Raw genomic sequence first — 14,654 nt, forward strand, 5'->3', positions numbered from 1 at the left:
GTCGAATGTGAGCGCGACGACTTGCCGCTCTCTCCTCGACGCACTTGCGCCGCCGGTTGTTACCTTCAATAACAAATTCTTGAAGCATCCCGGCGCGTACGCCCATCGCTCATCGCGCGAGGATCGGGCGGCGGCGCAGTGTGCGCCGCAGCAACGGCAAGACTTGCGACCGCCTGCCGGCCCGCACTAACAGGGCGCCTCGAACTATCAGACTAGAGAAGTTTCACGCGAAGACCGGCTAAGCTAAAGCTCCGCGCCGGTCTAACAGCCACTCAAGAAGCTCTTCAGGGGAACAACCATGCTCACACGTCGCCACGTCCTCGCTTCCGCCCTCGCCGCACCCGCCGTCCTGCGGATGGGTGTCGGGACCGCGCATGCCGCGACCACGCTGAAGATCTCGCACCAGTTCCCCGGCGGCACCATCGACAAGGGCGATTTCCGCGACAGGCTGTGCCGGATGTTCGCGGCCGAGGTCGCCAAGCGCTCGGGCGGCGACCTCACTGCCGAGGTCTATCCGAACTCTTCGCTGATCAAGACCAACGCGCAGTTCTCGGCGATGCGCAAGGGCGCGCTCGATCTCAGCCTCTATCCGATGCCCTATGCCGGCGGCGAATTGCCGGAAACCAATATCGGCCTGATGCCGGGCCTGGTCACGACCTACGACCAGGGCCTGCGCTGGAAGAAGGAGCCCGTCGGCAAGGCGCTGAGCGACTTCCTTGCCGACAAGGGCATTCTGCTGATCTCCTGGGTCTGGCAGGCCGGCGGCGTCGCCAGCCGCTCCAAGGCGATCGTGGCGCCCGAAGACGCCAAGGGCCTCAAGGTGCGCGGCGGCTCGCGCGAGATGGACATGGTGCTGCAGACCGCCGGCGCCGCCGTGCTATCGGTGCCCTCAAACGAGATCTACGCCGCGATGCAGACCGGCGCCTGCGATGCCGGCATCACCTCCTCCACCAGCCTGATCTCGTTCCGCCTCGAGGAAGTTGCGAAGTCGCTGACCTCGGGCGCCGGCGCCTCCTACTGGTTCATGCTGGAGCCGTTGATGATGTCGAAGGCGATCTTCGACAAGCTGCCGAAGAACCAGCAGGACATCATCCTCGCTGTCGGCGCCGAGCTCGAGGCGTTCGGCCGCAAGGGGGCGCAGGACGACGATACCGAAGTCACCAAGGTCTATGAAAAGGCAGGCGCCAAGGTCAGCGCGCTCGACGCCGCCATTGTCGGCAAGTGGCGCGACATCGCGCGCGATACCGCCTGGAAGGACTATGGTGCCAAGACGACGACTGCCGCCAACCTGCTGAAGCTCGCAAGCGACGTCGCCGCATGATGCATGGTCCGGTCGCGGATCAAGCCGAAACCCCAAGCACGGCCACCGGCAATGCACCCGTGGCTCTGCTCGGGCGGGCGCTGTCCGTCTGCAACAACATCATCGTGGTGTTCGCCGCGCTGGCCTTGATCGCGGCCTGCGTCATCCTGAGCTACAGCGTGCTCGGCCGCGCTTTGTTCCACAGCCCGAACTACTGGCAGGACGAGGCCGCCGTGTTCCTGCTGGTCGGCGCCACCTTCATGACCTCGGCCTATGTGCAGAGCCAGCGCGGCCATGTCAGCATCGAGGCGTTCGTCGGCCTGCTCTCGGCCCGCGCCAACGGCATCAGGCTGTGGCTGGTCGATGTCGCAAGCTTCGCGTTTTGCACCTTCTTCGCTTGGAAGTCCTGGACCCTGGCGCACGAAGCCTATGTCGACGGCCAGGTGTCCAACTCGATGTGGTCGCCGCCGCTCGCCATCCCCTACGGGCTGATGGCGCTCGGCATGACGCTGCTCTGCGTGCAGCTCCTTCTGCAAATCCTCATTCCGCTGACCGGTGGCGCGCGCCGATGACCGTGTTTGGTATTGGCGTCTCCTACGGGCTTGCCACCCTGTTTGCGATGTTCTCCGGCATGCCGATCGCGTTCGCGCTCGGTGCGGTCGCCGTCGCCTTCATGGCGATCTACATGCCGGCGGCCTCGCTGGATACGGTGACCCAGAACGTCTACGAGGAGATGGCCTCGATCACGCTGCTGTCGATCCCGCTGTTCATCCTGAAGGGCGCGGCGATCGGCAAATCCCGCGCCGGCCAGGATCTCTACTCGGCGCTGCATGCCTGGCTGCACCGCGTGCCCGGCGGCCTCGGCGTCGCCAACGTGTTCGCCTGCGCGTTGTTCGCGGCGATGGCCGGTTCCTCGCCCGCGACCTGCTCGGCGATCGGTTCGGCCGGCATCCCCGAGATGCGCAAGCGCGGCTATTCCGGCGGCTTTGCCGCGGGGATCATCGCCGCCGGCGGCACGCTCGGCATCCTGCTTCCGCCCTCGATCACAATGATCCTGTTTGCCGTCGCCGCCGAGAAATCGCTCGGACGGCTGTTTCTGGCCGGCATCGGCCCCGGACTGCTGCTGGTGTCGTTGTTCGGCCTCTACGCCGTGTTCCGGTTCCGCAAGGAATACGCCATGGCCCGCGCCGTCTACGACGCGACCGGCAAGGATGCCGCGATCCTGCAGCGCGACGAGTTCACCATGGCCGAACGCTTCAGCGCGCTGCCGCGCGTGATCCCGTTCGTGCTGCTGCTAACGGGCGTGATGATCGCGCTCTATGGCGGCTACGCGACGCCGTCGGAAACTGCCGGCCTCGGCGGCCTCCTGGCGCTCGGACTGATCGCCGTGATCTACAGCGTGTGGAAACCCAGCGATCTATCGCCGATCCTGAAATCCACCATTCGTGAATCGACCATGCTGATGCTGATCATCGGCATGTCGCTGCTCTATTCCTATGTGATGAGCTATTTGCACATCTCGCAATCGGCGGCGGAGGCGATCGTCGCGATGCACCTGCCGCGCTGGGAGCTGTTGTTTGCGATCCTCGTGATGGTGATCGTGCTCGGCTTCTTCCTGCCGCCGGTCTCGATCATCCTGATGACCGCGCCGATCATCCTGCCGCCGCTCCGCGCCGCCGAGTTCGACATCATCTGGTTCGGCGTCGTCATGACCATCGTGATGGAGATGGGCCTGATCCACCCGCCGGTAGGGCTCAACATCTTCGTCATCCGCAACGTCGCGCCCGACATCCCCCTGAGCGAGGTGATCTGGGGCACGCTGCCCTTCGTGCTGCTGATGATGTTCGCGGTGCTGATGCTATGCTTCTTCCCGGAGATCTCGACCTGGCTGCCCAATCTGGTGATGGGGCCGGACGGCGGACGCTAAGCCGTTTTCGGACGAACAAGGTACCGGTCGCCTGAAGCAAACGCGTCAAACCGGAGCTTCAGGCCGCCTTCTGCTCCCTCGCAGCCAAGGCCTTCTCGATCCGGCGGACCATCAGCGCCGTTGGACGTCCCTCGCGCTGCAGCCGGCGGAGCTCATTCCAGAGCCTGATGATTTCGCGGTCTCGCTCGGCGTCCATGGCATTCTCCCGGAATGCCCAATATGAACGAAACAGGAACAAAACTCAAGACCGCAAGATGCGGTCGCTGGCGCGGGAACCAGGACGACGCAGCGCAATTGGGTCCTTCATGAAAATGGCCAAGGCAGTTCGCAAGCAGGCGCAGACCGCGGAACGGGTCGCATCGGCGACCGCGGACGCAATCGTCGCCGATCAGATGCGCTCCCTGGCCCGCGCCTTCAGGAGCCAGGCCGAGATACTGAAGAAGAAAGAGAAGCAAAAGAAGAAGCAATCTCGCCCCGGCTAGGGATAGCCGTCGCCCGGAGTATCGACCTCGACGACGTCGATCCGCGACACCGATTTGCCCTTCCGCAGCTCTTCGTAGGACGTCTCCGCGCTTAGACAGAACAGCGTGCTGCGGTCCGCGCCGCCGAGTGCACAGGCGAGCGCGCGGCGGCCGGGCACCGCGATGCGCGCGCGCTCCACACCATTGCGATCGATCCGGACAAACGCGTCTTCGGTGAAGGACGCGACCCAGACTGCGCCCTCGCCGTCGAGGCAGATGCCGTCGGGATCATTGACGCGACCGAACCGCCCGCGAAGGCTCAGGCCGCCGTCCGGCGCGATGTCGTAGTCGGCGAGACCGGCACCATCCATCTCAGCGACGACGAGCCGGCGATGGTCGGAGGAGACGGCAATACCGTTGGGAAAGCGCAAGCCGTCGGCGACGACGCGGGCGCTGCCGTCGGGCATCACCAGGATGATGCGGCCGACGGCGCCGCGGCCCTCCGGCGGCGGCAGATTGAAGCCGAGATCGCCGACGTAAGCACGGCCTTGCCCGTCGACGATCATGTCGTCGATCGTACCGGTCGCGATCCCGGAGAGATCGGCATACAGCGACAGCGCGCCGCCGGAAAACCGCAGCAGCCGCTTCCTGAACATCGTCAGCACGACGATGTCGCCATCAGGCAGCACGCCAAGACCGCACGGCGTGTCGTCGCTCACCGCCGCATGCTCCTGGCGTTCGCCTGACGGGCTTATGCTGAGCAGCATCCGCGCCATGCAGTCGACGAACCAGAGCCGCCCGCGATGCCAGCGCGGGCTCTCGAAATAGCGGCCGCCATCCAGGATGGTTCTGAGACGAGCCGTCATGACGCGCCGGCCTGAAAGAACAGATTTGATATGAGAAAGCGCCGCGCCGCACGTCTGATGAGAATATATCCCTGCTGGGACCGGTCAAACTGGCGCCTCGGCCCCTTTAAAGGACCCGCAAAACCCCGGTTCCCGCAGGGTTCCACACGCTGTATGCCATATTTTGCCGCGTTTTCCCTGTTGAGTTGCGGCAGCGTTAATACTCGAGAATCGAGGGTGCTGGTAATCTGCGGCGGATGTGCCGCGTACGACGCGTTCCGTTTGTGCCTGATCGTTTCAGGGGGGCCAGGGAATGAACCGTTGCCTACGTCCGCTGGCGTGCCTCGCCACGGTGACCGTGCTCGCGCTGCTTCCGCTTGAGGCGGGCGCCAAACCGCATCATCAGCACCAGGCCAAGAGTGGCCACGGGGACAAGAAGGCGCACGGCGCCAAGGCGACGCGCGAGAGCGCCGCCGGCAAGCGGCGCCATGCCAGGCATGGCGCCGACAAGCGTAACTCAGCGAAGGCCAAATCCGCTTCGTCCAAATCCACCGAGGCCTCGAAGCCGCCCGAGCCGGAGAAACCCGCCGGGCCGCAATTGTCGGGCGATCTCGCCGCGGTCAGGGACGCGATCATCGCGGCGCGCCGCGGCAAGACCAGCGACGCGACCGATATCCAGGCAAAGATCACCGACCCCGTCGGGCGGAAGCTCGTCGAGTGGTATCTGCTGCGCCACTCCGAGTCGAATGCACCGTTCAGCCGCTATGCGGCATTCATCACGGCGAATCCGGACTGGCCAAGCGTCACGCTGTTGCGCAAACGGGCTGAAGCGCGGATCTGGCAGGAGCGCAGTGATCCAGCCACGGTGCACGGCTTCACGCTCGACCAGCCGATCAGCGCCAAGGGCAAATTCGCGCTCGCCCGCACGCTGCTCGCCGAAGGCGATCGCGACGGCGCCACGCGGCTGGTACGCGAGGCCTGGCGCTCGGAAGACCTGTCCGACCGCACCGAGAGCGACGCCTATGACGCATTCAAGGACCTGCTGACGCGCGACGATCATCGCGCGCGCATGGACAAGCGGATCGGCGCCAAGGATCTCGCCGGCGCGAGGCGCGCAGCACAGCACCTCGGCAGCGACGAGCTGGCCATTGTGAAGGCTTGCGGCGCGGTCCGCGGACAATCCAACAAGGCCGAGGACACGCTCAACGACGTGCCGGCGGACGCCCGTAGCGACCTCGGCTACACCCTCTGCCGCATCCAGTGGCTGCTCGCGAAGAACAGGATCGACGATGCGGCGCGCGTGACGATTGCCGCGGCGCCCGAGACGATGGCGCAGCAGGACACCGACCAGTGGTGGCGCGAGCGCCGCATCCTCTCCCGCAAGCTGCTCGACCAGGGTGAGTACCAGGCGGCCTATGACGTCATCCGCGCCGCGACGCCGCCGGACAACCCCTATTACCGCTCCGACATGCACTTCATGCGCGGCTGGATCGCGCTGCGCTATCTCGACGATGCCAGGACCGCGGCGGCGCATTTCGCACGGATCGACGAGGGCCAGACCAACCCGACCGTGCTGGCTCGCGCCGCCTATTGGCGCGGCCGCGCCGCCGAGGCGCTCGGCAACAGTGTGGCGATGCGGGCCGACTACCAGGCCGCGGCGCGCTACCCGACCGCCTATTACGGTCAGCTCGCGCTGGCCAGGCTCGGCCGTGACGGCATCGAGCTGCGCGCGCCCTCGCCGGCGGCCAGCGCCGGCAGCATGGCGGCCGACGAGCGCGTGCGTGCCGCCGACATGCTCTATGCGATCGGCGAGCCCGACATCGTGCTCTATTTCGCCGCCGACCTCGCCGAGGAAAGCGCCGACGTCGGCATGCTCGAGGCCCTCGGCGAGCTCACCGGCCGCCGCAACGATGCCCGCACCATGCTGCAGATCGGCAAGATCGCGCTGGCGCGCGGCTTTGCCTTCGACCATTACGCTTTCCCGGTCATCGGCATTCCCAAGCACACCCCGATCGCCCCCGATATCGGGCGCAGCATGACCTACTCGATCGCGCGCACCGAAAGCGCGTTCGACCAGCGCGACAAGTCGGCGGCCAACGCCGTCGGGCTGATGCAGGTGACGCCCGAAGCGGGCCGCGACACCGCCAAGCGTTTCGGCGTCAGCTACGACTGGAGCCGGATGGTTTCCGATCCGGTCTACAACACGCAGATGGGGGCCGCCGAATTGAGCGCGCTGCTGGCGGAATATCGCGGCTGCCACATCATGACCTTTGCCGGCTACAACGCCGGCCGCGGCCGCGTCCGCGACTGGATCAAGGCCTATGGCGACCCGCGCGATCCCAAGGTCGATCCGGTCGACTGGGTGGAGCGGATTCCGATCTCGGAGACGCGCAATTACGTCCAGCGCGTGATGGAGAATTTCGCGGTCTATCAGGCGCGGTTCGATGACGCCGGCACGGCGTTGGCGGCAAAGAGCGGCGAGCGCGTCGTGACGCAGGAGAGCAACGCGGCGCCGGCGCAGACAATGCCGTCGCAATAATGCTGCGTCGTCCCGGCGAAGGCCGGGACCCATACGCCGTGGCCGACGTAAGGGGCAATCGGCTCGACGATTTGCGAACAAGCCACAGCGGTGGCTATGGGTCCCGGCCTTCGCCGGGACGACGTGGAGGGACCGCCCTCAATCCACCTTCACATTGGCGGCCTTGATCATCGGCCACCATTTTGCAATCTCCGCCTTCTGCCAGGCGCCGAGTGCGTCCGGCTTGAGCTGGTCCTTTGGTGGCATCTGCAAGCCTAGATTTTCAAGCTGCTTCTTCACGGCAGGATCGTTCATCGCCTGGATCGCCGCGACGTTGAGCCTGTCCACGATCTCCTTCGGCGTGCCCTTCGGCACCCAGAGGCCGGACCACAGCGTCATGTGGAAGCCCGGCAGGCCGGCCTCGTCGACCGTCGGGACCTCAGGCGCGTTCGCGACCCGCTTGGAATCGGTGACCGCATAGGCGCGGATGTTGCCGGCGCGGACCTGGTTGATCGAGTTCGACGTCTGGTCGACGATGATATCGATCTGACCGGCGACGAGGTCGTTCAGCGCCGGCCCGGTACCGCGATAGGGCACGTATTGCAGCTTGATGCCGGACACGTTCTCGAAATAGAGCCCGGCGATATGGCTGCCGCTGCCGGCGCCGGCGGTGCCCGCGGTCGGCGGCGCCGGCCGCGACTTCAGCCACTCCAACAGCTCCTTCAGCGACTTCGCCGGCACGGCGTTCTTGCTGACGATGATCATCGGATTGCTCGGCAGCAGCACCACCGGCTCGAGATCATCGACGAGGTCGTAGCCGAGCTTGTAGATCGCACCGTTCGCGACATGGGTGCCGAGATGGCCGAACGAGACGGTGTAGCCGTCCGGCGCCGCGCGCACTGCACGGCCGACACCGAGCGAGCCGCCCGCTCCGGTCACGTTCTCGATCAGAACCACCTCGCCGAGCGACCGCTTCATGCGCTCGGCGAGGATGCGCGCCATCGCATCCGACGGACCGCCGGCGGCGAACGGCACGACGATGGTGATCGGGTGCGCGGGCCAGGTTTCCGCCGAAACGCTCCCGGTGAACGCCAACATCGCCAACACGGCCAGAACGAGCTTCCGCATCACGCGCTCCCCCTCAATCTTCCTTGTCGTACCATTTTTGAAGGCCCACCTTTCAACAAGATGGCCCCTCGGACGAGGCGTCAGAACTGCGAGAAGTCGATCGGCTTGTGCCTGTCGAGCGCGCGGGTCACCGGCGGCAGCGGGTATTTCAGGCCGCTGGCGCAATTGAACAGCATCACGCGGTCGGCCTTGGTGACGCGGCCGTCGGCAAGGCTCTGCTTGTAGGCGGCATAGGTCGCTGCCCCCTCGGGGCACAGCAGCAGTCCCTCCTCGCGCGCGACCTCGTTGAGGGCGGCGGTGATCTTGTCGTCGTCGACCGCGATCGCAAATCCCTTGCTCTCGCGCACCGCGCGCAGGATGAGAAAGTCGCCGATCGCCTGCGGCACGCGGATGCCGGAGGCGATGGTGTGAGCGTCCTCCCAGCGCGCCGCATGTTCGGTGCCGGCCTCATAGGCGCGCACCATCGGCGCACAGCCGGAGGCCTGCACCGCGACCATCCGCGGGCGTTTCGAACCGATGAAACCGATCTTCTCGAGCTCGTCGAACGCCTTCCACATGCCGATCAGGCCGGTGCCGCCACCGGTCGGATAGAAGATCACATCGGGCACGTCCCAGCCGAGCTGCTCGGCGAGCTCAAGGCCCATCGTCTTCTTGCCCTCGATCCGGTACGGCTCCTTCAGGGTCGATGTATCGAACCAGCCGACTTTTGCTTTTCCTTCGCCGACGATCTTGCCGCAGTCGTCGATGTAGCCGTTGACGCGATAGACGGTCGCGCCCTGCAACTCGATCTCGCTGACATTCACCTCCGGCGTATCCGCCGGACAGAAGATCGTGGTCTTGATCCCACAGGAGGTCGCGTAGGCCGCGAGCGCCGCGCCGGCGTTGCCGTTGGTCGGCATCGCCATGTGCTTGATGCCGAGCGCCTTGCCCATCGAGACCGCCATGACGAGGCCGCGCGCCTTGAACGAGCCGGTCGGCAGCCGCCCCTCGTCCTTGACGATGATCTCGCCGCCGCCAAGCCTTGCGGAAAGCTTCGGCAGCCGGATCAGCGGCGTCGTGACCTCGCCGAGGCTGACGATGTCCTTGCATTTGCGCACCGGCAACAGTTCGCGGTAGCGCCACAGGTCGGCGGGGCGCTCGGCCAGCGCGTCTTTCGTGAGCGCCTTCTTCACCCCGGCGAGATCGTAGCGCACCAAGAGCGGCTTGCCGGCCTTCGAGAGGTTGTGCACCTGATCGGCCGCATAATGATCGCCCTCCATCGCGCATTCGAGGTGGGTCACGAAGGTCGGGCGTTCGATGGTGAGGTTGTCGTTGTCTTTCACGAGATGCGCTCTTTCTTGTTCTTTGCGAGTTCGTTTTGCCAGACCCGTCACCCTGAGGAGCGCGAAGCGCGTCTCGAAGGGCGACGAGCCCCCCTGCTCGATCCGGGCCGTGCATCCTTCGAGGCTCGCTGCGCGAGCGCCTCAGGATGACGGAGCAGAGACTAGATATTCAGCACGCGCCCGTAGGCGTCGAGTACTGCTTCCTTCATCATTTCCGACAGGGTCGGATGCGGGAACACGGTGTGCATCAATTCCTCCTCCGTGGTCTCCAGATTCATCGCCACGACATAGCCCTGGATCAGCTCGGTGACCTCGGCGCCGATCATGTGCGCGCCGAGCAGCTGGCCGGTCTTCTTGTCGAACACCACCTTGACGAGGCCCTGGTCCTCGCCGAGCGCGATCGCCTTGCCGTTACCGACGAACGGGAAGCGGCCGACGCGGACCTCGCGGCCGTCTTCCTTGGCCTTGGCTTCGGTGAGGCCGACGGAGGCGACCTGCGGGTTGCAGTAGGTGCAGCCCGGGATCAGCAGCTTGTCCATCGGGTGCGGATGCAGGCCCTTGATCGCCTCGATGCAGATCACGCCCTCATGCTCGGCCTTGTGCGCAAGCATCGGCGGTCCCGCGACGTCGCCGATCGCGTAGATGCCGGGGACGTTGGTCTTGCCGAGACCGTCGATCACGATGCAGCCGCGGTCGGTTTTGACGCCGAGCTTCTCCAGCCCGAGATTCTCGATGTTTCCGACCACGCCGACCGCCGAGATCACGCGCTCGAACTCCTTGGCCTGCGGCTGGCCCTTGCCGTCGTCGATGGTCGCGACCACGCTGTCGGCCTTCTTCTCAAGCTTCGTGACCTTGGTCGAGGACATGATCTTGATGCCCATCTTCTCGAACCGCTTGCGCGCCAGCCCCGCGATCTCGGCGTCCTCGACGGGCAGGATCTGCGGCAGCACCTCGACCACGGTGACGTCAGAGCCCATGGTGTGGAAGAACGAGGCGAACTCGATGCCGATCGCGCCGGAGCCGACCACCAGCAGCGATTTCGGCATCCGCTCCGGCACCATCGCCTCGAAATAGGTCCAGATCAGCTTCTTGTCGGGCTCGAGCCCGGGCAGCACGCGCGGCCGCGCGCCGGTCGCGACGATGATGTGCTTGGCTTGGTAGGTGCCCTCGCCGCTGGCGCCCTTCGGCGCCTCGACCGCCGACTTCTTCACCGTGATCTTGCCGGGCGCATCGATCGTGGCATCGCCCCAGATCACCGTGACCTTGTTCTTCTTCATCAGGAAGCCGACGCCGTCGTTGAGGCGCTTCGAGACCCCGCGCGAGCGCTGCACCACCGCCTTCGGATCGAACGAGACGTTGTCGGCCGACAACCCGTAATCCTTGGCGTGCTGCATGTAGTGATAGATCTCGGCGGAGCGCAGCAGCGCTTTGGTCGGGATGCAGCCCCAGTTCAGGCAGATGCCGCCGAGATAGGATTTCTCCACGATCGCGGTCTTGAAGCCGAGCTGCGCGGCGCGGATCGCGGTCACGTAGCCGCCGGGGCCGGAGCCGATGATGATGACGTCAAAGGATGTATCGGCCATGGCGGCTCCCGTTCAACTCAATTTGTGACGCCGCGCGCGCGGCTTCTTGCGATCAACGACCTGACCAGCCATTCGAGCCCGATCGCCACGGCCATGATGGCCAGGGCCGTCAGCACGATCGGCTGGGCGATGTTCCGCGCCAGCAGTTCGCCGGCGAAGAACGCGGAGTGCAGGAAATCGAACCCGACCGGATTGCACACCAGTGCGGCCGACAGCAGCAGCGAGATCCAGGGCCAGCGCGTGCGAGCCGTGCCGGCCATCTATCCGTACTCCTGCCATACCGCACCGAGGAATATCGACCACGCCAGCGCCAGCACGGCGGCGGCGATCATCATGATCCTGAACTGGATCGTCGAAATCAGGTCGCGGTTGACCGCGACGAGCAACGCGACGGCAACGGCGGCGAGCAGGACGTACGGACCGTAGATCGCGTACATGGCTGATGCCCGTCACACCATCATCATCACGGGGTTTTCGATCAGCTGCTTGAAAGCGCCGATCAGCTCGGCGCCGAGCGCGCCGTCGATCGCGCGGTGATCGCACGACAGCGTCACGCTCATCATGTGCGCGATCTCGATCTTGCCGCCGCGCACCACCGGACGTTCCTCCGAGGTGCCGACCGCGAGGATCGAGGCGTGCGGCGGGTTGATCACGGCGGTGAAGTGGTTGATGCCGTACATGCCGAGGTTCGACACCGCGGTGGTGCCGCCCTGGTATTCTTCCGGCTTCAGCTTGCGTGCGCGGGCGCGCGCGGCAAAATCCTTCATCTCGTTGGAGATGGTCGACAGCGTCTTGGTCTCGGCCTTGCGGATGATCGGCGTGATCAGGCCGCCCGGCATCGCCACCGCGACGCCGACGTCGGAATGCTTGTGCTTGAGCATGCCGCCCTCGGTCCAGCTGACGTTGCAGTTCGGGATCTTCTGCAGCGCGACCGCCATCGCCTTGATGACGAAGTCGTTGACCGAGATCTTGTAGAGCGGCTTCTTCTCCTTGTCCTTCGGCGCAGCGGCGTTGATCTCCTCGCGCGCGGCGAGCAGCTTGCCGATGTCGCAGTCGATCGTGAGATAGAAGTGCGGGACGTTCTGCACCGAGGCGGTGAGACGCTGCGCGATGGTGCGGCGCATGCCGTCATGCGGCACGACTTCGTAGGAGCCCGGCTCGAACAGCGCCAGGATCTGCTTGTCGGACATCGACGGTGCGATGCTGGGACCTGTGGCGGCCGGCGCAGCCGCCGGCGCCCTCAGGCCCTTGCCGGACTTGGCGTCGTCGACGTCGCGCGCGATGACGCGGCCGTGCGGGCCGGTGCCGGTGATGCGGCCGAGATCGATGCCGGCTTCCTTCGCAAGCCGGCGCGCCAGCGGCGAGGAGAACACGCGGGCGTGGCCATTGGCTTGCGCGGCCGGTGCAGCAGCCTGCAGCGCAGCGGCGGGCGCTGCGGCCGGCTGCGGCGCGAGCGCAGCCGCCGGTGCGGGAGCCGCGGCAGGCGCGGCCTGTGCGGCAGGCTTCGGGGCCTCGGCGGGCTTGGCGGCCGGGGCAGCACCCGCTCCGGCGCTGGCTGCCGCCTTCACGTCCTCGCCGTCACCGGCCATGACGGCGATGACGTCGTTGACCGGCACGTCCTGGGTGCCTTCGGGCACCAGGATCCTGGCGATCGTGCCTTCGTCGACCGCCTCGACTTCCATTGTCGCCTTGTCGGTCTCGATCTCCGCGATCACGTCGCCGGACTTGACCTTGTCGCCCTCTTTCTTGAGCCACTTGGCGAGGTTGCCCTTTTCCATCGTCGGCGACAGCGCGGGCATGAGAATATTGATCGGCATTGTCAGTGACCTTGTTGCGACCGCGGTTTGGTTTGGCCCATGTCGGTCGGCCGGGCGATTTCGGCTTCGAACATCTCGACGATGCGCGCGAGCGCCTCGTCTTCGGTGTATTCGCTCTCGCGCGAATAGGCGCGCGCAGCGTGGCGGGCGATGTCCACGAGCATCAGCCCCCACATGTCCGGCTCCTCGAAGGCGCGCTGGAACGCGATCGACAGGCCGCCGTCGACGACGAAGGCGCGCAGCACCTCGACGGCGTCGTCGCGGCCCATCACGTCGGGCGGCAGCGGCTGCTCCTTCGGACCGGCCATCGGCGTTACCGGTAGGACACGGCCTTGGCGGCCGCGACCACCTCGGCGACGGAGGGCAGAGCGAGCTTCTCGAGGTTCGCGGCATAGGGCATCGGCACGTCCTTGCCCGAGACGCGCGCGACCGGCGCATCGAGATAGTCGAAGGCATGCTCCATGATGCGGGCGGCGACCTCGGAGCCGACGCCGCTCTGCTGCCAGCCCTCCTCCACCGTGACCGCACGGCCGGTCTTCTTCACCGAATTGATGATGGTCTCGGTGTCCATCGGACGGATGGTTCGAAGATCGATCACCTCGGCCTCGATGCCTTCCTTGGCGAGTTCATCGGCGGCCTTCAGCGCATAGGACATGCCCATCGCCCAGGAGACGATGGTGACGTCCTTGCCGGCGCGCGCGATCCGCGCCTTGCCGATCGGCACCACGAAATCGGGCAGCTTCGGCACCTCGCCGGTGTGGCCGTACAGCATCTCGTTCTCGAGGAAGACCACCGGATTGGGATCGCGGATCGCGGCCTTGAGCAGGCCCTTGTAGTCGGCGGCCGAGTACGGCGCGATCACCTTGAGGCCCGGGATCTGCGAGTACCAGGCGGCGTAGTCCTGGCTGTGCTGGGCGGCGACGCGCGCGGCGGCGCCGTTCGGGCCGCGGAACACGATCGAGCATCCCATCTGGCCGCCGGACATATACAGCGTCTTGGCGGCGGAGTTGATGATCTGGTCGATCGCCTGCATCGCGAAATTCCAGGTCATGAACTCGACGATCGGCTTCAGCCCGGCCATCGCTGCGCCGACGCCGACGCCGGCAAAGCCGTGCTCGGTGATCGGCGTGTCGATCACGCGCCGGGCGCCGAATTCCTGCAACAGGCCCTGCGTCACCTTGTAGGCACCCTGATACTCGGCGACCTCTTCGCCCATGATGAAGACGTCGCCGTCGCGCCGCATCTCCTCGGCCATCGCATCGCGCAGCGCCTCGCGAATGGTCTGGGTGACCATCTCGGTACCCGCCGGAATTTCCGGATCGGGCAGTGCTTCGCTGACCGGCGCGGCCGGCGCCTTCGCCGAGGGCTGCGGCGCTTCCGCCTTGGCTTCTGCAGCGGGCGCCTCCGCGGCCTTCGGCTGCGGCGCCGGTGCGGCAGGCGCCTTGGCAAGGTCGGCGGCGCTTTCGCCGTCGGCCAGAATGGTGGCGATCGGCGTGTTCACCGCAACGTCGGCGGTGCCCTCCGGAATCAGTATCTTGCCGAGCGTGCCCTCGTCCGTCGCCTCGACCTCCATCGTCGCCTTGTCGGTCTCGATCTCGGCGATGACGTCACCGGACTTGATGGTCTCGCCTTCCTTTTTCAGCCATTTGGCAAGGTTGCCCTTCTCCATGGTGGGCGACAGCGCAGGCATGAGCACTTGAATGGGCATATCAGCTCCCGAAATCGGTCTTGAGATTCTTCTGCGCGGATGGGG

At 65.9% G+C, this 14,654-nt stretch carries 15 protein-coding genes; 5 read left to right on the forward strand and 10 right to left on the reverse strand.

Going from position 1 to position 14,654, the window contains the following annotated elements; all coding sequences use genetic code 11:
* Nucleotides 1-298 precede the first annotated feature (298 nt).
* From HU230_RS14335 to HU230_RS14345, 3 genes are read left to right on the forward strand one after another with little or no spacing between them, the layout of a single operon-like run.
* On the forward strand, nt 299-1,321 hold the full coding sequence (locus HU230_RS14335) for a TRAP transporter substrate-binding protein (RefSeq protein ID WP_176531108.1): 1,023 nt from the start codon (nt 299-301) through the stop codon (nt 1,319-1,321).
* Nucleotides 1,318-1,872, forward strand: a complete 555-nt coding sequence (locus HU230_RS14340) for a TRAP transporter small permease (protein WP_176531107.1) — start codon at nt 1,318-1,320, stop codon at nt 1,870-1,872. Before HU230_RS14335 ends, HU230_RS14340 begins: the two co-directional genes overlap by 4 nt.
* The gene (locus HU230_RS14345) at nt 1,869-3,227 is read left to right on the forward strand and encodes a TRAP transporter large permease (protein ID WP_176531106.1); all 1,359 of its coding nucleotides are present in this window, start codon (nt 1,869-1,871) and stop codon (nt 3,225-3,227) included. The genes HU230_RS14340 and HU230_RS14345 overlap by 4 nt, the downstream gene beginning before the upstream one ends.
* Nucleotides 3,228-3,285: 58 nt before the next feature.
* Here HU230_RS14345 and HU230_RS14350 read toward each other — a convergent pair whose 3' ends face one another.
* The gene (locus HU230_RS14350) at nt 3,286-3,423 is read right to left on the reverse strand and encodes a hypothetical protein (protein WP_176531105.1); all 138 of its coding nucleotides are present in this window, start codon (nt 3,421-3,423) and stop codon (nt 3,286-3,288) included.
* 109 nt (nt 3,424-3,532) lie between these two features.
* On the opposite strand from HU230_RS14350, the gene HU230_RS14355 reads away from it, so the two are divergent.
* Nucleotides 3,533-3,709, forward strand: coding sequence for a hypothetical protein (locus HU230_RS14355; RefSeq protein ID WP_176528440.1), 177 nt, complete (start codon nt 3,533-3,535; stop codon nt 3,707-3,709).
* Here the strand turns inward: HU230_RS14355 and HU230_RS14360 are convergent.
* Entirely contained in the window at nt 3,706-4,554 is an 849-nt protein-coding gene (locus HU230_RS14360; RefSeq protein WP_176531104.1) for an SMP-30/gluconolactonase/LRE family protein, read from the reverse strand. The genes HU230_RS14355 and HU230_RS14360 overlap by 4 nt on opposite strands.
* Before the next feature lie 292 nt (nt 4,555-4,846).
* Between HU230_RS14360 and HU230_RS14365 the strand changes: the two genes are divergently transcribed.
* On the forward strand, nt 4,847-7,072 hold the full coding sequence (locus HU230_RS14365) for a lytic transglycosylase domain-containing protein (protein ID WP_176531103.1): 2,226 nt from the start codon (nt 4,847-4,849) through the stop codon (nt 7,070-7,072).
* Between the two features lie 138 nt (nt 7,073-7,210).
* Here the strand turns inward: HU230_RS14365 and HU230_RS14370 are convergent, their stop codons facing one another.
* The 8 genes from HU230_RS14370 to HU230_RS14405 form a co-directional block, all read right to left on the reverse strand.
* Complete coding sequence (locus HU230_RS14370; protein WP_176531102.1) at nt 7,211-8,179, reverse strand: tripartite tricarboxylate transporter substrate binding protein BugD; 969 nt, start codon at nt 8,177-8,179, stop codon at nt 7,211-7,213.
* Nucleotides 8,180-8,259: 80 nt separating this feature from the next.
* Nucleotides 8,260-9,501, reverse strand: a complete 1,242-nt coding sequence (locus tag HU230_RS14375; protein WP_176531101.1) for a threonine synthase — start codon at nt 9,499-9,501, stop codon at nt 8,260-8,262.
* A gap of 161 nt (nt 9,502-9,662) precedes the next feature.
* On the reverse strand, nt 9,663-11,084 hold the full coding sequence (lpdA, locus tag HU230_RS14380) for a dihydrolipoyl dehydrogenase (RefSeq protein WP_176531100.1): 1,422 nt from the start codon (nt 11,082-11,084) through the stop codon (nt 9,663-9,665).
* Between the two features lie 17 nt (nt 11,085-11,101).
* Entirely contained in the window at nt 11,102-11,344 is a 243-nt protein-coding gene (locus tag HU230_RS14385) for a hypothetical protein (protein WP_176531099.1), read from the reverse strand.
* On the reverse strand, nt 11,345-11,521 hold the full coding sequence (locus HU230_RS14390; protein WP_176531098.1) for a hypothetical protein: 177 nt from the start codon (nt 11,519-11,521) through the stop codon (nt 11,345-11,347).
* Between the two features lie 12 nt (nt 11,522-11,533).
* Entirely contained in the window at nt 11,534-12,901 is a 1,368-nt protein-coding gene (locus HU230_RS14395; protein ID WP_176531097.1) for a pyruvate dehydrogenase complex dihydrolipoamide acetyltransferase, read from the reverse strand.
* A gap of 2 nt (nt 12,902-12,903) precedes the next feature.
* A complete protein-coding gene (locus HU230_RS14400; RefSeq protein WP_021079261.1) occupies nt 12,904-13,209 on the reverse strand; it encodes a DUF5076 domain-containing protein in 306 nt (101 codons plus the stop codon).
* 5 nt (nt 13,210-13,214) lie between these two features.
* Nucleotides 13,215-14,609 (reverse strand): pyruvate dehydrogenase complex E1 component subunit beta, encoded by a 1,395-nt coding sequence (locus tag HU230_RS14405; protein WP_176531096.1) that lies wholly within the window; start codon nt 14,607-14,609, stop codon nt 13,215-13,217.
* Between the last annotated feature and the right edge of the window lie 45 nt (nt 14,610-14,654).

The organism is Bradyrhizobium quebecense (assembly GCF_013373795.3).
In the GTDB taxonomy this organism is placed as follows: Bacteria; Pseudomonadota; Alphaproteobacteria; order Rhizobiales; family Xanthobacteraceae; genus Bradyrhizobium; species Bradyrhizobium quebecense.